The organism is Halococcus salifodinae DSM 8989 (assembly GCF_000336935.1).
GTDB lineage: Archaea > Halobacteriota > Halobacteria > Halobacteriales > Halococcaceae > Halococcus > Halococcus salifodinae.
The window spans coordinates 143,351-164,612 of the sequence record NZ_AOME01000076.1 but is presented as its reverse complement, the minus strand read 5'-3'; the positions used below and the strand labels follow the sequence as shown (position 1 = coordinate 164,612).

The following is a 21,262-nucleotide window of genomic DNA, read 5'->3' as shown; positions in this document are numbered from 1 at the left end:
AGCCGTACAGACTGCATCATGCAGGCCCTGCCGGCCGCGACCCTGCTCCCGACTCAGATCGGTGGGTTCGGCGTCACGGCGGGCTACGGCCTCGCGGTGTTCTTCCTCATCGGGCTGTTCGGCGGCGCACACTGCATCGGGATGTGTGGCCCGCTCGTCGCGACCTACGCCGAGCGCATGGAGACCGACGACCGCTGGTCGGGTGCGCTCACCCTCTACGAAGTGCGCCAGCACACGCTGTTCAACCTCGGCCGGACGGTGAGCTACGCACTCATCGGGGCCGTTTTCGGAGCCGCCGGCGCACTCCTCTATGGGACGATCGGCCTCGCCGGGATTCTCGGGCCGTTCCAGGGCGCTATCGGAATCCTCACGGGCGCAGCGATCCTCGTGATGGGGCTCACCCGGCTGGCGGGCTACAGGCAGGGAGCCGTCGAGGGCGTCATCGCCGGCACCGGCATCGGGTCGGTGTTCGCCCGGAGCTACACGGCGATCTCGACACGGATCGATCGCTGGGTCAACGGTGTCGGCATCATGGGCCTCGGCGCGCTGCACGGACTCCTGCCGTGCATGCTGCTCTACCCCGCATTCCTGTACGCGTTCGCGCAGGGATCACCCGTCTACGGCCTGCTCAGCCTCGGCGCACTCGGACTCGGCACCGTGCCGAGCGTGTTCCTCTACGGAACGGTGATCGGGTCGGTGAGCGCCCGCCAGCGACAGGTCGTCCACTACGGGCTGGGCGTGTTGTTCATTGGGCTCGGGTACGTACTACTCGCGATGGGATTCATGCGCTTTGGCGTCATGCTCCCGCTGCCCGACATCCCGTACTACCAACCGCTCGCCGGGTCGGAGATGATGGCCTGAGATGGCGGCCTGCACGCTCTGTGACCTCCATATCGAGGATCCGATCACGAGTGCGGACGTCGACGGTGAGTTTTGCTGTCGGGGCTGTCTGGAGGTCGCACGCCTCGTCGACGACGGCGAGGACGTCGACCTCTCGATCGCGGCCGTCCGCGACCGCGTCGCGGCCGAGGACTCCCGACCCGACGTCCCCGACGGTGCCGAGACCGCCTACCTCTCGATCGACGGGATGCACTGCCAGACCTGCGAGGGGTTCATCGAGCTGCTCGCCGAGGAGGAAGCGGGCGTCCACGAAGCCAGAGCGAGCTACGCGACCGAGATGGTCCAAGTGGTGTACGATCCTGATCGGATCGACCGCGAGGGGATCAGTGCGGCCCTGAGCCGACTGGGCTATCAGGCTCACGGCCCGGACGAGGAGAACGACTCGCTGCGCTCGCGCGTCGAGTTCGGCAAGTACCGCGCGGCGCTCGCGGCCATCCTGATGATGCCGGTGTTGATCCTCTACGTGCTGTTCATCTACCCGGTGTATCTCGGGATCTACCCCGAGAGCTTCCTCTACGGAACCACCGTCGAGGCGATGGTGTTCGGTCCGCTTGCGGTCTGGAGCACGCTGATCCTCGTCGGGCTCGGCTATCCGATCTTCCGCGGAGCCTACGTCAGCCTGCGCGTCGGCCGCCCGAACATGGACGTGCTGATCGCCATCGCGGTGCTCGCGGCCTACGGCTACTCGATGGTTACCTATCTCACGGGCGGGCGCGATCCGTACTTCGACGTCGCGGTGATGGTGCTCGCGATCGTCACCATCGGCAACCACCTCGAATCACGGGTCAAACGCGCCGCGCTCGGCAACCGGGCCGATCTCACCGACTCGCGCGTCGACGAGGCCCGCCGGCTCGACGACGACAGCGACGCCACCGAAACCATCGAGATCGCGGAGTGTGAGCCCGGCGACCGCCTGCTGGTCAAACCCGGCGAGCGGGTCCCGATCGACGGACAGATCGTCGACGGCACCGCCGCGATCGACGAGGCGCTCGTCACGGGCGAGTCCGTCCCCCAGCGCAAATCCGTCGGCGATGAGGTGCTCGGCGGCTCGATCCTCACCGACAGCGCGATCGTCGTCGAAGTCGGCCCCGACGCCACTAGCACGATGGATCGCCTCGTCGAACTCCTCTGGAACGTCAAGAGCTCGGCGACGGGCGTTCAACGCCTCGTCAACCGCTTTGCCGTGCTGTTCGTCCCGTTCGTGCTCGTGCTCGCCGGGCTGACCGCCGCGGGCTGGTTCGTGCTCGGCAACGACCCGAACACGGCCGTGATGGCTGGCGTCTCCGTGCTGGTGGTCTCGTGTCCGTGCTCGCTCGGGATCGCCACCCCGCTCGCGCTCGCGGCGGCCACCCGCGACGCCACCGACAACCGGATGCTCGTGCTCAACGAGACGGTGCTCGAACGCGTTGACGACTCCTCAGTGGTGGTGTTCGACAAGACTGGGACGCTCACCACCGGAGAAATGGAGCTCGCGGACGTCGTCGGCGACGATCCCGACGAGGTGCTCGCGATGGCGGCCGCCGTCGAGCGCCGGTCGAGCCACCCGATCGCCGCCGCGATCGACGACGCCGCACCGCCGACGACTCGCTCGGTGTCGAGCTTCGAGCGCGCCGATCGTACCGTGTCGGCGCTCGTCGACGACACTCGCGTGGTGGTCGGCCATCCCGACTCCTTCGACGCCGACGAGTGGACGACCTCCTCGGAAATCGAGGCAGCCGTCGCGGACGCCTACGAATCGGGCACCCATCCCACGGCGGTCGCGTGGGACGGAGCCGTCCGTGGGATCGTCACGGTCCAAGATACGCCTCGGGAGAACTGGGAGGCCGTAGTTGCCGAACTCGCGGACGCGGGCCGGGAGATCGTCGTTTTGACTGGTGACGACGAACGGATGACCGGGACGTTCGCGAACCATCCAGCCGTCGATCACGTGTTCGCGGGCGTGCGCCCCGAATCGAAGGAAGCGATCGTCCAGGGCCTCCGCGAGCGCGGGACGACGACGATGATCGGCGACGGGACGAACGACGCCCCCGCACTCGCCAGCGCGGATCTCGGGATCGCGGTGTCGAGCGGCACCGAACTCGCCATCGAGGCGGCCGACGCGGTGGTGCTCGACGACCGCCTCGACGCCGTTCCTGAACTGTTCGATCTGGCGAGCAACACCCGCGGACGGATCAAGCAGAACCTCGTCTGGGCGGCCGGCTACAACGCGATCGCGCTCCCGCTCGCGATGGCCGGCGTCATCACGCCGCTGATCGCCGCCGTCATGATGGCGATCAGCAGTCTCATCGTCGTTTTCAACTCGAAACGCCGGCTCCTCCCGGCGAACGAGCAGCGGCCGGTCGAAACCGACCCGGACGACCGCGACGACCGCGACGATCGGCTCGGGACGCCGACACACTCCGACTGACACACCGAATCGGGGCGTTCTTCTCCTCCTCTCCCCCCGCTGCCGGTGCTCCTTCTCTCTCGTCATTCCTTTAAGTGACTCTGGCGATAAGGTATAGATACGAGCGGGACGCGACAGGAGTCGATTCGTGATGGTTTTTCGCAGTAACCCACCATTCAACTGTTAGCGGCGGCTACGCCGTCGGCATGACCGACGACGACACGGCCGAATCGCTCGCGGCGACGGATGCGGACGTGGACTCGGCCAGAGAGTCGACCATCGTCCAGTTGAGCCGTCGGCCTGGCGACAGCGCCGTCGCGCGGGCCGACCTCCAGCGCGATGAAACCGTGCGCCGGTGGGGGTTGGTCACACCGAGCGCGACCCGGATCGGCCGGGCCGACTCGCCCGACGGCGACCTCCGGGAGAACCTCCGCCGGCTGCACGACGAGCGCCATCCCGCGATGGAAGGGTACAGCGAGCGCGCCCACCGCCTCGAAAAGCTCCGGCTGACCCACGCGCTGTGCGGCGATTGCTCGCTCACGCCGTGGCAGCGTGATCGCGCCATCGGGATCATGGTCGATCTCGATCTCACCGCGTTCGGCAGCCAGCGTGCGATCGAGAAGGTCGCGCTGGTCGTGATCCGCCACGTGGTCGACCGCGAGCGCGAACGCCACCTCGGCCTCCACGACGACGAGTGGATCGCCGAACAGTCGCCCGAACGCCTCGCCGATCTCTACGATCAGTTCAGCTCGATCACCGATGAAGATCGATTCAGCGATCTCTGTGCGACGTACGATCTCGACGTCACCGCCCTCAACCGGCTGCGCCGAACCTTGACTGAGCAGCTCGACGAACAGGACCTCCACGGCGCGGTGTACGGCCGCAACCCCTACCGTGATCCGAGCCTCCCGAGTCTCGGATCGCCCGCTACCGCCGTTTCGACCGGTTCCGGTGGGTGAAAGCGGTCGAATCAATACCCGACCGGTGTGATTTCTCGAACGCTCACGATTCGATCCGTCGTCGGCGTTCCTGTTCGCTGAGCGACGTACTGACTCCCGACCGACAGGGTAATTGCCACCCAGTGGAATCACCGAGTAATGCAACGACGGCGATTCATCCGCCGAGCCGGTGCTGGCGTGGCGGGGCTGACGCTGCTCGCGGGCTGCACCGGTAGCAACGACGGTGGCGGAAGTGGGCAGAACGCGTCCAACTCGTCGAACGCATCCGGCACGGACGGGAGCGAGGGAGCGAACGGGACGGCCAGCGGGAACGGAACGACCGGCGGAAGCGGGACGAACGCCACGAACGAGACGGGTACGACGACCGGCAGCGCGTCCTCAAGCGGGACGCTGACCGTCGCGACGTACTCCTCGTTCACCGGCGAGGACACCGCGGGCAACTGGCTCAAATCCGCCTTCGAAGCGGAGTATGCGGACACAACTGTCGAGTTCGTGACCCCAGAGAACGGCGTCAACCAGTACATCCAACGGGCCAAACAGGGCGCGCCGATCGACGCCGACGTGTACGTTGGGCTGAACACGAGCGAGCTCGTTCGTGTCAGCCAACAGCTCGACAGCGCGCTGTTCCAATCCGTCGGCGACGGTCTCGACCGCGCCGACACCGTGAAGGATTCCCTCCGTGTCGACCCGAAGGGCCGGGCGATCCCGTACGATACGGGCTACATCAGCCTCGTCTACAACGAAGAGGAGGTACAGGAGCCACAGACCTTCGAATCACTCCTCGAATCGCGCTACGAGGGAGACCTCATCACCCAGAACGCCCAGCAGTCCGATCCCGGTCGGGCCTTTCTGCTCTGGTCGATCATCACCCAGGGCGAGGACGGCTATCTCGACTACTGGGAGCAACTCGTCGGGAACGGCGTCAACGTGCTCTCGGACTGGGAGCCGGCCTACCAGGCCTACATGGACGACGAGGCCCCGATGGTGGTCTCGTACTCGACCGATCAGGTGTTCTATCACGGGCCGGACGTGAACATGGCGAAACACCAGATCGGCTTTCTGAACGATCAGGGCTACGCGAACCCCGAGACGATGGCGCTGTTTTCCGACGCGGAAAACCCCGATCTCGCAAGGCGATTCATGGAGTTCGTCCTCACCGAGAACGCCCAGTCGAAGATCGCCGTCAAGAACGTTCAGTTCCCCGCCGTCGAGGGCGTCACTCCGAGTGAGGAGTTCGCGAAGTACGCGAAAGAACCGCCCGAACCGGTGACCTTCTCGTACGACGAACTCGCCGGCTCGGTCGGAACGTGGGTCGAGGAGTGGGCGAGGCTGGTCGCGGGCGCGTGACGACGCTGCGGCGGTGGACCGGCCGGCTCGCCCTTCCTTTGGGATTCGCGCTGACGCTCGCGGTACTGCTCGCGATCTTCTACTACCCAGTTGGAAGCGTCCTCGTCGAGGCCGTGGTCCGCGGCGGCCGACTGACGGTCGCCCCGCTGCTCGACGTGCTCGCTGACCCCTTCTACACCGGGGCTGCCCATTCGCTGTTCACCGATCCTGCTGGCGTCCCGGCCGGCGTGCTCGCGTGGGTCCGAGCCGGATTCTCACCTGTGGAGTTCGGGCTGTTCGGGTTCACGGCCTACCAGGCGCTGCTCTCGACGCTGGCGAGCGTCGTCGTCGGCCTGCCGGGAGCGTATCTGCTCGCGCGCTACGAGTTCCGTGGCCGGCGCGCGCTCCGCTCGCTCACCATCCTTCCCTTCGTGCTCCCCTCGATCATGGTCGCGGTCGGTTTCCTGGCGATGTTCGGCCAGACGGGGGTACTCAACGACGTTCTCGGTTGGCTCGGACTCGGCGAAGTGAACCTGTTGTTCTCGCTCGAAGCGATCGTGCTCGCCCACGCCTTCTACAACGCGCCGCTCGTGACCCGGCTCGTGACCGCCGCGTGGGAGACCGTCGACGCGCGACGCGTCGAGACCGCGCGCGCGCTCGGCGCGTCGCCGCTGCGTGCGTTCCGGGACGTCGTCGCGCCACAGCTCCTGCCCGCCCTCCTGACCGCGGCGCTGCTCACGTTCGTTTTCACGTTCCTCTCGTTCCCGATCGTGCTCGCGCTCGGGGGGCTCCGGCTCGCGACCGTCGAGGTCTGGCTCTACGCCCGGGTTCAGGACCTCGCGCTCGCCGAGGCTGCGACGCTGGGGGCCATCGAAACCACCCTCTCGCTCGGGCTGACCTATCTCTACCTCCGATACGAGGCGCGCCAGACGAGTATGCGCGGCGGTGGGGCCTCCCGTCCGCGACAGGCGTTCATCCAGGGCTGGCGGACGCTCCGCGATCCCGTAAGGGTGGGGCTCGGGATCTACGGAATCCCCGTCTTGATCCTGTTCGTCGGCCCGCTCGCGAGCATGATTCTCGAAAGCGTGACCGGTCCCAATGGAGGGCTCACGACGGCGTACTACGAGTTCCTCGTCCGCCAGCAGGCCGCAACGGGGGCCGGAACGGTCAAACCGCTGCCCGCGATCACGAACTCGCTCACGTTCGGGCTCGGGACGCTCGTCCTCGCGGTCCCGATGGGGATCGTGGTTTCGGTGGTCGCGGTGCGAGGCGGGGCCGGCTCGCGGCTCGCGGAAACGATCATGACCGCCCCGCTCGCGGTCAGCGGCGTCGTCGTCGGGCTCGGGCTGCTCCAGACCCTGGTTTTCGGCACCGAAATACTCGGCCACCGGATCGTCGTGAGCGGCGCGGTCGCGGTCGTCGCCGCCCACGCCGTTGCGGCCTACCCGTTCGTGACTCGCAACGTCACGCCTGCGCTCTCCGGGCTCGATTCCCGGTTGCTCGATGCGGCCCGCTCGCTCGGTGCGAGCCGGTTCCGGGTGCTCGTGGACATCGAGCTACCCCTGATCGCTGCGGCCGTGCTCGCCGGCAGCGCGTTCGCGTTCGCCATCTCGATCGGCGAGTTCGATACCACAGTGTTACTCGCAGAAGGTGTGAACAGCTACACGATGCCGGTCGCGCTCGAACGCTACATCGGGAACCGCTCGCTCGGGCCGAGTCTCGGGCCGGCGACAGCGATGGGCACAGTGTTATTGGCCGTGACGGCCGCGAGCTTTCTGGTGATCGAACGCCTCGGCGGGCGGTGGGAGCCATGACTCGATCCGAATCCGGCGTCGAAACGACCGACAACGGGGCGGATCCAGGGATCGCACTCGACGGCGTGAGCGTGACCTTCGGCGGCGTGACCGCGCTCCAGGACGTCTCGATCGCGGTCGGAGACGGCGAGTTCTTCACGTTGGTCGGGCCGTCGGGCTGCGGGAAAACCACGACCCTCCGCACGATCGCGGGGTTCGAGACGCCCGCCGCCGGGCACGTCCGGATCGGCGGCCAGCAAGTCGACGGCATGCCGCCCGAGGAGCGCGACGTCGGAATCGTCTTCCAGAATTACGCGCTCTTCCCCCACATGAGCGTGCGTGAGAACGTCGCGTACGGCCTCCGCTTTCGCGATCCGCCCGGTGACGTCAGTTCTGACGAGCGCGTCGACGAACTCCTCGATCTCGTCGACATGGCGGGGATGGGCGAGCGCGACCCGGAAGCACTATCGGGTGGCCAGGCTCAGCGGATCGCGCTCGCGCGGGCGATCGCCCCCGGTCCCGAACTCCTCCTGCTCGACGAACCGCTCTCGGCGCTCGACGCGCGCCTCCGCGAACGCCTCCGGGTGACCGTCCGCGATATTCAACAGGACCTCGGGATCACGACGGTGTACGTCACCCACGACCAGGCCGAAGCGCTCGCGATCAGCGATCGGGTCGCGGTGGTCAACGGCGGCCGGATCGAGCAGGTCGACACGCCCGAACGGCTCTATCGTGAGCCCGCTTCGCGGTTCGTCGCCGAGTTCGTCGGCGACAACAACCTCTTCGACGGCGAGGTGTCCGCAACCGCACCACTGCGCGCTCGCGTGGACGGCAAAGAGATTCGGCTCCCCAAGACCGCCAACGTGTCGACTGGAGACTCGGTAACGCTCTGTGTCCGTCCCGAGACGATCCGTCTCGGCGGGGCTGAGCGAAGCGAGTCGTCCGAAAGTGAGACGACGCTGACCGCGACCGTCGAGAACAGCGAGTTCCTCGGCGATGCCTACCGACTCCACTGTACGTGGAACGACCGGTCGATTCTGGTGAAGACCGAGGGCCGCCAGCCACCGGACGATACTGTAGAGTTGAAGTTCGACACGGCCGACGTTCACCTCCTGCAGGACAGCTAAGAGTTCGGAACACCCGCAGGACACACACTCGCCACAGTCAGGCGCTGACAGACGGAATTACGCCGGCGCGTCGGGGCGGTGTTGTCGGCTGACCTGCTTCCACTTGTCGGTGGCGAAGCGGTAGTAGTTGAGCACCGCGGGCACCGTCGTCTCGGCGAGGAAGGCGAGATACAGCCCGTAGAGCCCGAGCGAGGTCGTCGCGCCGAGGTAGGCGAAGGGGATGGCGACGCCGAAGATGCCGAGCGCCTGGCTGTAGAACGGCCACCCGGTGTCCCCGCTCGCGTCGAGCGGGCCGGCAGCGGCCCCCGAAACGCCCTGAAGCACGATCGCGACGCAGGCCGCCGAGACCAGCGACACCGCGACCGAGATCACGGTCTCGGAGCCGCCACCGGCGAAAGTGGCGACGATGGGCTCGGCGAACACGAAGACGATCACGGCCGAGACGATGTAAACCGCGACCGCGAACCGAACGATCTCGCGGCCGTACGCTTCTGCGGTCTCCTCGTGGCCGCTGCCGAGCGCCTGGCCAACGAGGCTAGAGGAGGCGAGGCCGAAGCCCCAGCCGGGCGTGTTCATCAGCCCCCAGATCCGGCGCGCGATCACGTACGCCGCCACGACCTGTGGGCCGAACAGCGCGACGATCGCGAGCATCGGGAACTCCGCGACCGTCCAGACGAGGTTCCGGCCGATCACGGGCGTCCCGATGTCGACGACCTCGCGGACGTCGCCGAGGTAGCTTCCTCGCGGGTCGATCTGCACTGTGAGCTCGCCGAGACCGGGCAGTCGTCCCGCGACGAGTCCGACCGCGAAGATTCCCGTCACGATCGCGTTCGAGAACACGGTGCCGAGCGCTGCGCCAGCGACGCCGAGGTCGAGACCGAAGATCAGGATCGCGTTGATGACGGCGTTCGCGACCGCGCCGCCGGAGCGGAGCACCATCGGCGTTCTGGCGTCGTCGACGCCGAGGAACACCCGGCTGCCGATGAGATTGAGCGCCGCAAAGGGGATGCCGAACGCGACGATCCGGAGGTAGGTCGCGCCGAGCGCGACCGCCTCGGCGTCGTTGCTCAGGAGAGCGACGAGATCGGCCCCGAAAAGCCAGAAGATCGCGATGAGCGGCAGCGTGAGCGCGACCACGACGGCGGCGCTCGATCGCACGGCCTGGTCGATCGCACCGAGGCGCTTGGCCCCGTAGCGCTGGGAGACCAGCGCGATCGTCCCGGCGGCGACCCCGCCGCCGGCGGCGAACGCGAGCCCCCAGAAGGGACTCGCGAAGCCCACGCCAGCGATGCCAACGGAGCCGACCGCGACGCCGACCATCGCGATGTCGACCGCGTTCTTCGACATCCGCGCGATACCAGTGAGAATACGCGGCCACGCGAGATCGGTCGTCCGGCGTGCCCGCTCCGCTTCGATGAGATCGGCACGCACGAGGGCGAGTCCGATATACAGTACGACTACTCTGATTGGGTTTGGAAGACGGACCACTACGAACAAGGGCTCTACTGGATGGGGGGATATAGGGCTTCCTTTCTTCTGTTTCGCTGATCTATTTATCGTTACATAGCCGAGAATGTTTCTGATTCGTGCTAGCATTCACCACAATATTGCGTCGGTCACGTAACTGCCGAATATCGCGTCAGAAGAGGATTTCACAGCAATGTACTGCAATCACGCTGCGGGCGGACAGTCAGCAGGAAGCTCGCCCGACGAGACGAACGTGAGGAGTTCTGGGTGGCTCGCTATACTGGGTCGTTGTGGATTCCGAAGTGGGCGAGCAAGAGGAGACTCACGAGAAGCCAAGAACCGACGACAACCCCAGTGACAACCCTCGGGACGACCGCACCGGCGACAGCAGACACCACGACAGCTGCGAGCCCGAGAACCGTGAGCCACCGATAAAATCGCACGAAGTTCTGCTTCGTTAGATACCGATCCTCGGAAGCAGTCTCTTCGGTAGCCATTGTGTGCTCATAGTGAGAGGCCGAACCATCATTCTTTGGCTGGTCTGATGGCCGCGTCCAGGGTTCCCTCCTCCATACTGCCATCCGCGACCTGCCTCACGACACCAGCGATACGTTCGCTCCGAATATTCCACTCGTTGGATCGCCTCACGAGAGCGTGAGAACGGTTCGACGACACACTCACCGAACGGATCGCGACTGCCTGGCTCGATGAACGAGAGCACACCGGAAAAATCCGATGACGCGATAGCCTGCCACAATCGCTGCCGTCGTTACTTGGTCGGTTCGACGGTGAGCGGCTCGTCGATCGAGGCGTGCTGGAGGACGACGCGATGGCGGGTGTGGCGCGCGTGGGTTTCGGCCCACCGCCGTGCGGGGCGTTCGGAGAGGAACGCCTCGTGGTCCGGACAGCGACGGCACTCCGCGAGCCACGGGGTAACGTCGTCGGGGAAGTGACCCGTGTGCTGGCGGTGATCGAGCGCGAACTGTTCGAGCGCCCCGTTGCCGGCGTGGAGTTCGTCGAGTTCGTAGGCGAGATCCCACTCGCGATCGCACCGGCTGCACGCGATCGTGGGCGTGTCGTCGATTTTCTCCCTAGCGTTGTCGATATCGCGTCGATCGGCCATGGACCGATCTACTGGCGTGACGGGCTTCGTTCCTCCGGTCCGGCCTGCCCCGTCTCGGGGAACTACGCAGGGCTCGGCGTCTGAACGTGCGAGATGTACCCCGTGAGATCGCTCGTCGTCACCATGCCGATGACGCCCTCGGGGTCGCTCACGACGGGCACGTGGTGGAACCCGTGTTCGATCATCGCGTCCGCGATGTCGCGAATCGAGTCCTGGGGCGTGGCCGTCACGACGTCGGTGGTCATGTATCGCTCCACCGTGGTCTCGGCCTTCGGGTGGCTCTCGGCGACGATCCCGACGTAGTCGGTGGTGGTGACGATCCCCAGGAGTTGGTTGTCCTCGTCGACCACGAGAACCGAGCCGATCTCGTTGTCGAGCATCGTCCCCGCCACCTCCTCGACGAGTGTCTCCGGACTGACGGTGTACAGATCAGTCGTCATGAGCTGGCCCGCGAAAATATCGTCCATAGCTATGGATGAACCCATCCATCCATAAGTATTTACCATTACTGTCTTGACCGGATATTTGCCGGATCAGAGGGAGGACGCGAGCGTACGATGATTTCCATTGCCTCCGCCAAGGCTGTCAGACGCCACGGGATAGCGGGACGATCCGATTCTCGGAACCAACAGTCGGCCTGACGACAGTGAAACAGGACGAAGTCAGTCGTCCGCCGCTCTCGCGGTCACGCTCTGCGGCGGCCCCCCGGCCAGCCGCTCGCGGTCGTGTTCCGCGCCGAAGTCGTGATTCGGCCCGACCGCGACGATCCGTTTCGGATTCAGATCCGTGTGGGTCTCGTAGTAGTGCTCGGTGATGTGATCCATGTTCACCGTTGCGGCCACCCCAGGCAGCTGGTAGAGCTCCTTCAGGTAGTTCCAGAGGTTCGGGTACTCCGCGATCTTCCGGACGTTACACTTGAAATGCGTATGATACACGTCGTCGAACCGGATCAGCGTGGTGAACAGACAGATGTCGGCCTCGGTGAGCACGTCGCCACAGAGATAGCGCTGATCGGCGAGCACGTCCTCCCAGTGATCGAGCGCGTCGAACAGTTCGGCGACCGCGTTCTCGTAGGCGTCCTGGGTGCCCGCGAAGCCCGCGCGGTAGACGCCGTTGTTGATCGGCTCGTAGACCGCATCGATGGTCTCGTCGATCTCGTCCCTGTGGCCGTCGGGGTAGAGCGTCGCGTCGTTCGCGAACTCCCCGAAGGCGGTGTCGAGCATCCGCATGATCTCCGCGGACTCGTTGTTGACGATCGTGTCCTGCTCTGTGTCCCAGAGGACGGGCACCGTCACGCGGCCAGTGACCTCGGGATCGGCTGCGACGTACGCCTCCCGGAGGTAGTCGAACCCGTTCACCATGTCGGGGGTCGCGCCCTCGCGCTCGGGCGTGAACTGCCAGCCGTCCTCGGCGCGGTAGGGGTCGACGATATCGACCGAAATGACGTCCTCCAGTCCACGCAGCGCGCGCGTGACGAGCGTCCGGTGGGCCCACGGGCAGGCCAGCGAGACGTAGAGATGGTAGCGCCCCGCCTCGGCAGGGAACTCGGCGTCCGGGTCCGGTTCGATCCAGTCACGGAAGCTCGTCTCCTGTCTGTCGAACTCGCCGTCGTCGTTCGTGGACTCGTAGGCGTCCGTCACCCATTCGCCGTCGATGAGTTGATTCACGGCCACAGTACGGTCTCGGGACCCAAAGCCCCGTCGGCGATGCAGACGGCACACGCCGGCTTCGAAGGCTTTATTCGCGCCGTCGGCCTCCCGTCGGTAAGATCATGTCCGAGAAACCTGCCTCGATGTATCGGGAGATCTCGAAGCCTCCCTACACCCGGAAGGAGTACATCACCGGAATCCCCGGCTCGAAGATCGCACAGCACAAGATGGGCGACGTTCGGGCCGATCCCGACGACTACCCCGTCCAGATCAGCCTCTCGGTCGAGGAGGAGCTCCAGCTCCGCCACGGCGCGATGGAGTCCTCGCGGCTGTCGGCCAACCGCCACCTCCTGAAGAACCTCGGCGAGGGCAACTACAAGATGATCCTCCGGAAGTTCCCCCACCACGTTCTCCGAGAGAACAAGCAGGCGACGGGCGCGGGCGCGGACCGTGTTTCCGATGGGATGCGCCAGGCGTTCGGCAAGCCCGTTGGCACCGCCGCGCGCGTCGGCGCGGGCGAGCGGATCTTCACCATCTGGTGTGACGTCGACCAGGCCGACGTCGCGAAGGAAGCACTCCGGCGTGCGTACAACAAGATCGGCTCGCCGTGTGACGTCACCGTCGAGCGCGGCGAGGAACTCCTCGTCGTCTGACGGCAGCCCTCGAACCGTCCCGCTTCTCGAACGCTTTTCCTTCCGGCCGCCGTCGATTCGCCATGCTGACCCTCGCGGTCGCCACACGAGAGGAGACCTTCGAGCGGATGGGCGATCCGTTAGCCGATCGTGGGATCGACGCCCGGCACGTCCAGTGTGAGGAACGGACGACGCACCTCACCGATCCACCGAGCGAGTTCGACGGGTTCGACGTCGGATTCGTCCATCCCTCGCGGATCATGGAGGGCGGGGTCGCCGACGCGCTGCTCGACGTGCCGTGGGTCAACGACCGCGAGGCGATCCTGACCTCCCGAAACAAGGCCGACGTCATCGCGCGGCTGGCTCGCGCTGGCGTTCCAGTGCCCGACACGGTGCTGGTCTCGAACCCGGTCGACGACGACGAACTGGAGGACGTTTTCGAGCGGTTCGAGCCACCCGTCGTGGTGAAACCGAACTCCACGACGCGCGGGACAGGGGTCGTGAAGGTCGGTGATCTCGATTCCTTCCTCGGGGTCGCGGATTACCTCGCGCTGGTCCACGACTACCAGGCAACCGGCGATCGGTCCTTCCTCGTCCAAGAGTACGTCCCGGACGCGAAGGACTACCGCGCGATGTGCATCGACGGCGAGTACGTCGGCGCGGTCGAGCGGCGGCTGCCCGATCCGGCCCGGAGCGTAGGGCGGTGGAAGCACAACGTCCATCGCGGAGCTGAGGCTGAAGGGGTCGATCTCGACGACGATCTCCGCGATCTCGCCGAGCGCACTGCCGACGAACTGGGGATTCCGTGGCTCGGCGTCGATCTGCTCGTGACTGACGACCGCACGGTGGTCTCCGAAACCAACGCGAGGCCGACGATCGACGATAAGACGAAGTACGAACCCGGATTCTACGACGATCTCGCGGCGCTCATCGAGGATCAGGTGTGACCGGCGATGCGGCGGCTGTGGCGGTGCGGGCCTGGCGTCTCGACGAGCGGAGCGAGTCGAGGCTCAGGAGAGCCTGCTCTCCTGGCGGATGAAGGGCGAGATCGCGAACGAAGTGAGTGATCGAGGGCTTCAGCGGTGCTGTGCAGTTGCGGGGGCGGAAAGTGCCGGCAATCCCACCGCGAGCAAACGAAGTGAGCGAGCGGGAGTTTTTGGTCCAGATTTTTGCGAGGGGTTGAGCGAGCCGAAGGCGAGTGAGGCCCCGAAGTAAAAAGGTGGGGCTTTAGAGATCGATGTCCGCGGAGGCGTCGGTCCGGTCGAAGACGACTTCGAGGATGCCGTTGTTGTAGGTCGCGTTCGCGGAGCGTTCGTCGACGCGGACGGGCAGGCGGACACGCTCGGTGGTCTCGCGGCGGTCGCCGGTGGCGTCGATCGTGAGCCGTTGGCCGTCGCAGGTGAGATCGATCGACTCCTTGTCGACGCCGGGGAGATCCGCGACGACGCGCACGCGATCCTCGTCTTCGTAGACGCTGACGTGGGGATCGCTGCCGCCAACGGTGTCGGTCTGGATGTTCACGTCGCCGCCGACCATGTCGTTCATCATCCGCTCGATCTCGTCGAAGATATCCCCGAAAGGATCGTGGTCGTCACGGTCGTCCCGTCTCATGGACGTCGGTAGGTCAGGACGGGACAAAAGGGTTCGCGTCAGAACCCCATGTCGAGTGCGTCGTCGGTGGTGGCGACGCTTTCGGCGGCGTCGGCGGAGCCCGTGACCGCGCGGATCGCGTCGACGTTCTCGGGCACGACGTCGGATTCCTGATGGATGGCCTGGAACAGGTAGAGATCGTCTCCGGCGGCTCCGCCGCCTCCGTTTCGGTGCGTCTTCGACGCACCGCTGTCCTCTACGGTGATGGACTCGCCCCAGATGCAGTTCTCCCAGAGGTCGCCCCGCGGCCGGCCGGCGTCGAGCGCGAACTCCTTCAGTGCGCCCGCGCCGTCGATATCGAAGCGTTCGGGGATCACGAACAGCCGGGATTCGTCACGGAGGAGGTCACGGACCGCGTCGGCGGTCGCGTCGGATTCGAGCGTGACGTTGATCGAGTGGGTGTGCATCAGCGTCGCCGGCACCTTGAGACCGAGGGTATCGATCGCGAGGTCGGGGAAGATCGTCTTGACGTCGGGACCGTGGTGGGAGGGCAGGGTTCGCGGGTTCGGCAGGATGTCGTTGATCGGGCCGCGTCCGCTCTGGGCGGGATCGCCGCCGCGCCGGACGAGCGTCGCGCGGACCTTCTCGATGCCGTACTCCTCTTCGATCGGTGCGACCAGGCGCGAGAGGCCGGTGGTGTTACACGAGACCACGCGGACGTGGTCGGCCCCGGCGGCGTCGGCGAAGTTCGCGCGCGCGTTGAAGCTCGTGTCCACGAGCTCGGCGTCCTCGCCGCCCTGATAGAGCGCGGGCGTGTCGTACTCCTCGTAGAGGGACTTGTTCTCCGCGCCGATTCCCGACGGTGTGGCGTCGACCATCACGTCCGCCGTCTCGATCAGCTCCTCGACCATTCCGGCGAGATCGATCCCCGCCTCCCCGAACTGATCGGCGCGCTCCTCGACAGCGGCGTAGAGCGGAAAGTCCTTCGCGACCGCACGCTCGGCCTCGAAGTTCGGACGGGTTTTCGCCACGCCGGCGACTTCCATATCCGGCTGGGCGCGGACCGCGTCCGCGACGCGCTTGCCGATGGTACCGTAGCCGTTGACCCCGACTCGAAGCATGATCGGCCCTGCACGGGCGAGCGGAATAATCGTTTCGAGGTGGGCCGAAAGCCTAACGCGGTCGGGTCCCCACCGTCGAGCATGAGCCAGGAACGGGAACGTGGGGAGGGCGAGGGGGCGCTCTCGACCGCGGCCGAAACTGCGGTCAACCAGTGTCTCGCGCTCAGGCCGAACGAGTCGTGTGTGGTAGTGACCGACGACAAACGTCGCGCGATCGGGGAGGCGCTGTACGACGCCGCACGCGACCTGACCGAGGACTGCGTGATCGCGTGCTACTCGCCGGGCGAACAGCACGGGACCGAACCGCCAGCCCCCGTCGCGGCCGCCATGCGGGGGACCGATGTCGTGCTCTGTCCGACGACGAAGAGCTTGAGTCACACGCGGGCGCGCTCGCGTGCGAACGAGGTCGGCGCACGAGTCGCCACCCTTCCCGGGATCACCGAGGACGTGTTCCGAACGGGACTCGACACCGACTACCGCGAGATCGAGCAGTGCTGTGAGGAGATCCACGACGCGGTCACCGACGCGAGTGAGATCCGCGTGACGTCGCCGGCTGGCACCGACATCACGTTCGAACCAGGTGATCGCGAGTGGCTCGAAGACACCGGGATCGTCCACGAGCCCGGCGCGATGTCGAACCTTCCCGCCGGAGAAGTGTTCGTCAGCCCCGAAACCGCCAATGGAACGTACGTCGTCGACGGCACGATGATGCCCCACGGGCTGCTCGACCGCGAGCTGGAGTTCGAGGTCGAGGACGGCTCCGTGACCGAGGTGTCCGACGACGCGATCCGCGACCAGATCGAAAGCGCGGCCGAGGAGGTCGGCGAGGACGCGTACAACCTCGCCGAGCTCGGCATCGGGACCAACCTCGCGGTCACGGAGCTCGTGGGATCGGTCCTGCTCGACGAGAAGGCTGCCGGCACTGTCCACATCGCCATCGGCGACGATCACGGCATCGGCGGCGACGTTGAAGCGCCGCTCCACCTCGACGGGATCCTCCGCGAACCGACCGTTTATGCTGATGGGGAGGTCGTAGACCTCCCGACGATCGAACAGTAACACCGTGAGATGGTGCGGAAGTGGAACTTCCGCGATAGTGCGAGCGGCGAAGCCGCGAGCAGGGCGACGAAGTGACGCTGCCGACGGTCGAAGGCTGACGGTTGCCGGTAGCTGAGGGTTCTTTGTCGTCGCCGCCCCGACTCACCGAGCATGGAGGCAGCTGTCTTTCGCGATCCCGGCGACGTTCGTATCGAAACCACTCCCGACCCCGAAATCGAGGCGTCGACGGACGCCGTCGTCCGCATCACCCACACGGCGATCTGTGGATCCGACCTCTGGTTCTACCGGGGCCAACAAGATCTCCCCGAGGGGTCGCCCATCGGCCACGAACCGATGGGGGTCGTCGAGGAAGTGGGATCGGACGTCCGCCACGTCGAGCCGGGCGATCGGGTGCTCGCGCCGTTCTCGATCTCCTGTGGCGAGTGTGAGTTCTGCCGGAAAGGGCTCTACACGTCCTGCGTCCACGACCTGTCGTGGGGCGAAGACGGCGGGGGTGCACAGGGCGAAAAAGTCCGCGCGCCGTTCGCCGACGGAACGCTCGTCCGGGTTCCCGACCGATACGCGAACGACGAGGACGTGCTCGAAGCCCTCCTCCCGCTGACGGACGTGATGGGGACGGGTCACCACGCCGCGGTCAGTGCGGGCGTCGGCGCTGGCGACACTGCCGTGGTCGTCGGCGATGGCGCGGTCGGGCTCTGTGGCGTGCTCGCCGCACAGCGTCTCGGGGCGGAGCGGATCGTCGCGATGGGCCATCACGAGGATCGCCTCGACATCGCGCGTGAGTTCGGGGCGACCGACGTGATCTCGGCCCGCGGCGAGGAAGCGATCGAGGAAGCACGCGAACTCACGGCGGGCGGCGCAAACCACGTTCTCGAATGCGTCGGCGCGGAGTCCTCGATGGAGACCGCTGCCGCGGTCGCCCGTCCAGGCGGCACGATCGGCTACGTCGGCGTTCCCCTCGGTGTCGAGAGCACCGGCTTCCTCGGCACGATGTTCGGGAAGAACGTCTCGCTCCAGGGTGGCGTCGCGCCCGTTCGTGCGTATGTCGACGAGCTGATGGCCGACGTTCTCCAGGGAACGCTCGATCCGTCGCCGATCTTCACGGAAACCGTCGATCTCGACGGCGTCCCCGAGGGGTATCGGATGATGGACGAGCGGGAGGCGGTGAAAGTCATGGTGAAGCTCGACTGACTGGATAGGGCGGACGAGCCCCACGGAGCGCCGTCCCGAACGAACGCTTTTGATGAATCGGAGTGAAATCGAGTGCCATGGACACCAGCAAACAGTGCTACGAGATCGAGGCGACGGGCCGCCAGCGTGGCGTCTACGACGACATCAAGCGGACCTTTCGCGCACCGATCGTCAACTGGATCTTCCGAACGACGATGGCGAACGCCCCGCGCTTTCTCGAGTACGCGTGGGGACAGCTGAAGCCGCTGTTCGACACCCGGGCGTTCGCCCGGTACTCGGTCGCGTACCGCGATACAGTCCTCTCGGAACTCGAAGAGGCAATCGGGATCCCGACCTACCGACGCTCGGTGGTCGACGTCTCCCCGGCGGAGTACGACACGCTCCGAGGCCAACTGGCCACCTTCGACGTCGTCGCGCCCCGGCTCGTGTTCCTCTTCGAAACGATGGATCGGGCGCTCCACGACGGAGCCGTCGGCACCGACCCGGCGGCGACGCGCGCGGCAACGGCCCCGTTTCCCGCGTGGCTCGACACCGACCGTGGCCGCTCGCCGACGATGATCGCCCCCGGCGCGGTTCCCGACGGTCTCGACGAAACCGTCTCGTCGATCCAGTCGTTTCACGGTCTCGGCGACGACCTACCGAGCATCTACCGCTGTCTCGCCCAGTGGCCGAGCGTTCTCGACGCCGCGTGGAACGATCTCGAACCGTTCTTCGAGTCCGACGGGTTCGATCGAGCGCGCGAGAACACGGCGGAGCTGACGACGACGCTCGTCGAGTCGACACCCTACACGCCCCGTCTCGCGCCCGAAGACCTGCGAGGCGCGGGGTTCGACGACGAAACGATCGAGGACGTACGAACGCTGTTCCGGGAGTTCAACACCGGGGCCGTCGAGACCGTCCTGCCGACGTTGCCGATCTACGCAGCGACGGTCGACGCGGAAGGGGTTCGCGACCCGCTCTGAGTGGGGACTGTCGGCCGAACGACCACGAGAATGCTGGTTCCGATCGGCGGGACGTGACCGTTTTGTGCCCGTCCCCCCACGTCCCTCCGATGGAGAAAGTCGATATCGACGATGTCGATCCCGTCATCCAGCCCGCAGCGATCATGCGGCCGCTGACCGAAGCGCTCGGCACGACCGATCTCGCGATCAACTACTACGAGCTCGAACCGGGCGACAGCTTCGCCTACGGCTACCACGTTCACGAGATCCAAGAGGAGGTGTTCTACGTGCTCTCCGGCACGGCGACGTTCGAGACGAAAACGGGATCGGTTTCGGTCGCGGCGGGCGAGGTCGTTCGATTTCCGCCCGGGGAGTACCAGCGTGGCGTCAACGAGGGCGACGAGCGGGTCACCGCGCTCGCGCTCGGCGCCCCCCTCGAATACGGCGAGCAGACCGTGCTGCGCGAGTGTCCGACCTGTGGCGAGCGCACCCCGAACCGGATCACGTCGGCAGACGAGGGCGACGCTCGTCTCACTCTCTGCGAGGAGTGTGGAACCGAAACTGGCCGGTGGACGCTGTGAGTGCCGCTCGACCCCGACCGCCGCCGAACCGGGCCCGACGACCGGCCCGCCACACCGGACGCTTTTACACACTCACGAAGTAGCGGTAGACATGAGCGAAGCTACAGAGCGCGTTGCGGTCGCCTGTCCGTCGTGTTCGCCCGCGGAGCCGGTCGTCCACGAAGTGCTGAAACCGGGCGGCCAGACCACGGTGCGGTGTACCGAGTGCAGCCACACCCACAAGACCAAAATCGAGGAACCAGAGACCGTCGACTGTGACGTGATCGTCTCCCAGGACGGCGAGTCCTTTTCGACGGCGACCGACGTTCCCGCGGGCGAGTCGCTCGCCGAGGGCGAGGAGTTCGTCCTCGACACGCCCGAAGCCCTTCTCACAGTCAGGATCACCAGCCTCGAAGTCGGTGACGACCAGCGCCCCGAGAGCGCCGCTGCCGAGAACATCGACACGATCTGGACTCGCGTCGTCGGGAACGTCGGCGTGGACGTCACGCTCAACCCACAGGACGGCCGCGACGAGTCCCGAAGCATCGAACTCCAAGTGCCGGGCGATTACGAGTTCACCGTCGGCGAGCGCGAGGACCTCGCCGACGAGAGCTTCACGGTGAAGGGGATCCACCTCCGAGCGGACGCGACGGGCTACGGCTTCGCCCGACTCGACCACGACGAGGACATGGCGTTCGCGAAGGACATCGATCGGCTCTACGCCGACGACGAGTCCTCGGGCGCGTGGTCGGTCTGGTGAGATGACCGACCGGGCGGCCCAGCGAGAGCGGCTGGTCGACCGGCTCGATCGACAGGGCCGGATCGAACGCGACGTGACACGGGAAGCCCTCCGCCGCGTGCCGCGCCACGAATTCGTTCCCGAGTCCCACCAAGAGAGCGCCTACGCCGACCGCCCGCTCCCGATCGGCGAGGATCAGACCATCAGCGCACCCCACATGGTCGCGATGATGACCGACCTGCTCGGACTCGACCCCGGTGATCACGTGCTCGAAATCGGCACTGGCTGTGGCTACCACGCCGCGGTCACCGCCGCGGCGGTCGGGGCCAGAACCGACGACACCGAGGCCGGGGGCGACGCCGGCGAGGTTTACAGCGTCGAGTTCCACGAACCGCTCGGCGCGGACGCCCGCGAGCGCCTCGACAGGTTGGGATACGCCGTCCACGTGCGGGTCGGCGACGGCCACGAGGGCTGGCCCGCGGGCGCGCCCTACGACGCCGCCTACCTCACCTGCGCCGCGGCCGACTTCCCAGAGCGTGTCGTCGAGCAGGTCAAACCCGGTGGGCAGATCGTCGCTCCGATCGGCCGGGGGCGACAGACGCTCGTGCGCGCGACCAAGCAGGCCGACGGCGGGCTCGATCGTGAGCGCCACGGTGGCGTGCGGTTCGTCCCGATGCAGTCGGAGTGAGTGCTCGCGGA

General features: G+C 66.4%; 21 protein-coding genes. 14 read left to right on the top strand and 7 right to left on the bottom strand.

Annotation, left to right across the window (positions count from 1 at the left end; translation table 11 throughout):
- Nucleotides 1-18: 18 nt before the first annotated feature.
- From C450_RS16285 to C450_RS16260, 6 genes are all read left to right on the top strand, one after another.
- A complete protein-coding gene (locus C450_RS16285) occupies nucleotides 19-861 on the top strand; it encodes a sulfite exporter TauE/SafE family protein (RefSeq protein ID WP_005045343.1) in 843 nt (280 codons plus the stop codon).
- 1 nt (nucleotide 862) lies between these two features.
- Nucleotides 863-3,307: a heavy metal translocating P-type ATPase gene (locus tag C450_RS16280; protein ID WP_005045342.1), complete on the top strand. Its 2,445-nt coding sequence runs from the start codon at nucleotides 863-865 to the stop codon at nucleotides 3,305-3,307.
- 185 nt (nucleotides 3,308-3,492) lie between these two features.
- A complete protein-coding gene (locus tag C450_RS16275) occupies nucleotides 3,493-4,245 on the top strand; it encodes a hypothetical protein (protein WP_005045340.1) in 753 nt (250 codons plus the stop codon).
- A gap of 138 nt (nucleotides 4,246-4,383) precedes the next feature.
- Nucleotides 4,384-5,592: a thiamine ABC transporter substrate-binding protein gene (locus tag C450_RS16270; protein ID WP_005045337.1), complete on the top strand. Its 1,209-nt coding sequence runs from the start codon at nucleotides 4,384-4,386 to the stop codon at nucleotides 5,590-5,592.
- A complete protein-coding gene (locus C450_RS16265; RefSeq protein WP_005045336.1) occupies nucleotides 5,565-7,385 on the top strand; it encodes an ABC transporter permease in 1,821 nt (606 codons plus the stop codon). The genes C450_RS16270 and C450_RS16265 overlap by 28 nt, the downstream gene beginning before the upstream one ends.
- Nucleotides 7,382-8,491 carry an ABC transporter ATP-binding protein gene (locus tag C450_RS16260; RefSeq protein ID WP_049910330.1) on the top strand — a complete coding sequence of 370 codons (1,110 nt, stop codon included), beginning with the start codon at nucleotides 7,382-7,384 and terminating at the stop codon, nucleotides 8,489-8,491. Before C450_RS16265 ends, C450_RS16260 begins: the two co-directional genes overlap by 4 nt.
- Before the next feature lie 57 nt (nucleotides 8,492-8,548).
- Here the strand turns inward: C450_RS16260 and C450_RS16255 are convergent, their stop codons facing one another.
- The 5 genes from C450_RS16255 to C450_RS16235 form a co-directional block, all read right to left on the bottom strand.
- Nucleotides 8,549-9,922 (bottom strand): MATE family efflux transporter, encoded by a 1,374-nt coding sequence (locus tag C450_RS16255; RefSeq protein WP_005045332.1) that lies wholly within the window; start codon nucleotides 9,920-9,922, stop codon nucleotides 8,549-8,551.
- Between the two features lie 311 nt (nucleotides 9,923-10,233).
- On the bottom strand, nucleotides 10,234-10,455 hold the full coding sequence (locus tag C450_RS16250) for a hypothetical protein (RefSeq protein WP_005045330.1): 222 nt from the start codon (nucleotides 10,453-10,455) through the stop codon (nucleotides 10,234-10,236).
- Between the two features lie 272 nt (nucleotides 10,456-10,727).
- Entirely contained in the window at nucleotides 10,728-11,081 is a 354-nt protein-coding gene (locus C450_RS16245) for a hypothetical protein (RefSeq protein WP_005045328.1), read from the bottom strand.
- 62 nt (nucleotides 11,082-11,143) lie between these two features.
- Complete coding sequence (locus C450_RS16240; protein ID WP_005045325.1) at nucleotides 11,144-11,548, bottom strand: CBS domain-containing protein; 405 nt, start codon at nucleotides 11,546-11,548, stop codon at nucleotides 11,144-11,146.
- Between the two features lie 195 nt (nucleotides 11,549-11,743).
- On the bottom strand, nucleotides 11,744-12,748 hold the full coding sequence (locus C450_RS16235) for a glutathione S-transferase family protein (protein ID WP_049910341.1): 1,005 nt from the start codon (nucleotides 12,746-12,748) through the stop codon (nucleotides 11,744-11,746).
- Nucleotides 12,749-12,852: 104 nt separating this feature from the next.
- On the opposite strand from C450_RS16235, the gene C450_RS16230 reads away from it, so the two are divergent.
- Together C450_RS16230 and C450_RS16225 are read left to right on the top strand one after the other, a co-directional pair.
- Nucleotides 12,853-13,383: a 50S ribosomal protein L16 gene (locus C450_RS16230; RefSeq protein ID WP_005045320.1), complete on the top strand. Its 531-nt coding sequence runs from the start codon at nucleotides 12,853-12,855 to the stop codon at nucleotides 13,381-13,383.
- A gap of 62 nt (nucleotides 13,384-13,445) precedes the next feature.
- The gene (locus C450_RS16225; protein WP_005045318.1) at nucleotides 13,446-14,309 is read left to right on the top strand and encodes an ATP-grasp domain-containing protein; all 864 of its coding nucleotides are present in this window, start codon (nucleotides 13,446-13,448) and stop codon (nucleotides 14,307-14,309) included.
- Nucleotides 14,310-14,589: 280 nt separating this feature from the next.
- Here the strand turns inward: C450_RS16225 and C450_RS16220 are convergent, their stop codons facing one another.
- Nucleotides 14,590-14,973: an Hsp20/alpha crystallin family protein gene (locus C450_RS16220; protein ID WP_005045316.1), complete on the bottom strand. Its 384-nt coding sequence runs from the start codon at nucleotides 14,971-14,973 to the stop codon at nucleotides 14,590-14,592.
- A gap of 38 nt (nucleotides 14,974-15,011) precedes the next feature.
- Entirely contained in the window at nucleotides 15,012-16,073 is a 1,062-nt protein-coding gene (locus C450_RS16215) for a type II glyceraldehyde-3-phosphate dehydrogenase (RefSeq protein WP_005045314.1), read from the bottom strand.
- A gap of 81 nt (nucleotides 16,074-16,154) precedes the next feature.
- Between C450_RS16215 and C450_RS16210 the strand changes: the two genes are divergently transcribed.
- The 6 genes from C450_RS16210 to C450_RS16185 all read left to right on the top strand — a co-directional run bounded on the left by C450_RS16210 (nucleotide 16,155) and on the right by C450_RS16185 (nucleotide 21,251).
- Nucleotides 16,155-17,132 carry an aminopeptidase gene (locus tag C450_RS16210; protein ID WP_005045312.1) on the top strand — a complete coding sequence of 326 codons (978 nt, stop codon included), beginning with the start codon at nucleotides 16,155-16,157 and terminating at the stop codon, nucleotides 17,130-17,132.
- Between the two features lie 150 nt (nucleotides 17,133-17,282).
- Nucleotides 17,283-18,323, top strand: a complete 1,041-nt coding sequence (locus C450_RS16205) for a zinc-dependent alcohol dehydrogenase family protein (RefSeq protein ID WP_005045310.1) — start codon at nucleotides 17,283-17,285, stop codon at nucleotides 18,321-18,323.
- Between the two features lie 77 nt (nucleotides 18,324-18,400).
- Nucleotides 18,401-19,285: a halocarboxylic acid dehydrogenase DehI family protein gene (locus tag C450_RS16200; protein ID WP_005045308.1), complete on the top strand. Its 885-nt coding sequence runs from the start codon at nucleotides 18,401-18,403 to the stop codon at nucleotides 19,283-19,285.
- Between the two features lie 89 nt (nucleotides 19,286-19,374).
- On the top strand, nucleotides 19,375-19,845 hold the full coding sequence (locus C450_RS16195) for a cupin domain-containing protein (RefSeq protein WP_005045306.1): 471 nt from the start codon (nucleotides 19,375-19,377) through the stop codon (nucleotides 19,843-19,845).
- Nucleotides 19,846-19,936: 91 nt separating this feature from the next.
- Nucleotides 19,937-20,584, top strand: coding sequence for an HVO_0476 family zinc finger protein (locus C450_RS16190; protein WP_005045304.1), 648 nt, complete (start codon nucleotides 19,937-19,939; stop codon nucleotides 20,582-20,584).
- Nucleotide 20,585: 1 nt separating this feature from the next.
- Nucleotides 20,586-21,251 carry a protein-L-isoaspartate(D-aspartate) O-methyltransferase gene (locus tag C450_RS16185; protein ID WP_005045301.1) on the top strand — a complete coding sequence of 222 codons (666 nt, stop codon included), beginning with the start codon at nucleotides 20,586-20,588 and terminating at the stop codon, nucleotides 21,249-21,251.
- Nucleotides 21,252-21,262 lie beyond the last annotated feature (11 nt).

What these genes read in the sequence shown, in the direction of transcription:
- C450_RS16205 (WP_005045310.1), top strand. Translation starts at nt 17,283, where the DNA reads ATGGAGGCAGCTGTCTTTCGCGATCCCGGCGACGTTCGTATCGAAACC.
- C450_RS16215 (WP_005045314.1), bottom strand. Translation starts at nt 16,073, where the DNA reads ATGCTTCGAGTCGGGGTCAACGGCTACGGTACCATCGGCAAGCGCGTC.
- C450_RS16245 (WP_005045328.1), bottom strand. Translation starts at nt 11,081, where the DNA reads ATGGCCGATCGACGCGATATCGACAACGCTAGGGAGAAAATCGACGAC.
- C450_RS16260 (WP_049910330.1), top strand. Translation starts at nt 7,382, where the DNA reads ATGACTCGATCCGAATCCGGCGTCGAAACGACCGACAACGGGGCGGAT.
- C450_RS16230 (WP_005045320.1), top strand. Translation starts at nt 12,853, where the DNA reads ATGTCCGAGAAACCTGCCTCGATGTATCGGGAGATCTCGAAGCCTCCC.
- C450_RS16285 (WP_005045343.1), top strand. Translation starts at nt 19, where the DNA reads ATGCAGGCCCTGCCGGCCGCGACCCTGCTCCCGACTCAGATCGGTGGG.
- C450_RS16275 (WP_005045340.1), top strand. Translation starts at nt 3,493, where the DNA reads ATGACCGACGACGACACGGCCGAATCGCTCGCGGCGACGGATGCGGAC.
- C450_RS16280 (WP_005045342.1), top strand. Translation starts at nt 863, where the DNA reads ATGGCGGCCTGCACGCTCTGTGACCTCCATATCGAGGATCCGATCACG.
- C450_RS16185 (WP_005045301.1), top strand. Translation starts at nt 20,586, where the DNA reads ATGACCGACCGGGCGGCCCAGCGAGAGCGGCTGGTCGACCGGCTCGAT.
- C450_RS16270 (WP_005045337.1), top strand. Translation starts at nt 4,384, where the DNA reads ATGCAACGACGGCGATTCATCCGCCGAGCCGGTGCTGGCGTGGCGGGG.
- C450_RS16210 (WP_005045312.1), top strand. Translation starts at nt 16,155, where the DNA reads ATGAGCCAGGAACGGGAACGTGGGGAGGGCGAGGGGGCGCTCTCGACC.
- C450_RS16240 (WP_005045325.1), bottom strand. Translation starts at nt 11,548, where the DNA reads ATGGACGATATTTTCGCGGGCCAGCTCATGACGACTGATCTGTACACC.
- C450_RS16190 (WP_005045304.1), top strand. Translation starts at nt 19,937, where the DNA reads ATGAGCGAAGCTACAGAGCGCGTTGCGGTCGCCTGTCCGTCGTGTTCG.
- C450_RS16225 (WP_005045318.1), top strand. Translation starts at nt 13,446, where the DNA reads ATGCTGACCCTCGCGGTCGCCACACGAGAGGAGACCTTCGAGCGGATG.
- C450_RS16220 (WP_005045316.1), bottom strand. Translation starts at nt 14,973, where the DNA reads ATGAGACGGGACGACCGTGACGACCACGATCCTTTCGGGGATATCTTC.
- C450_RS16250 (WP_005045330.1), bottom strand. Translation starts at nt 10,455, where the DNA reads ATGGCTACCGAAGAGACTGCTTCCGAGGATCGGTATCTAACGAAGCAG.
- C450_RS16200 (WP_005045308.1), top strand. Translation starts at nt 18,401, where the DNA reads ATGGACACCAGCAAACAGTGCTACGAGATCGAGGCGACGGGCCGCCAG.
- C450_RS16195 (WP_005045306.1), top strand. Translation starts at nt 19,375, where the DNA reads ATGGAGAAAGTCGATATCGACGATGTCGATCCCGTCATCCAGCCCGCA.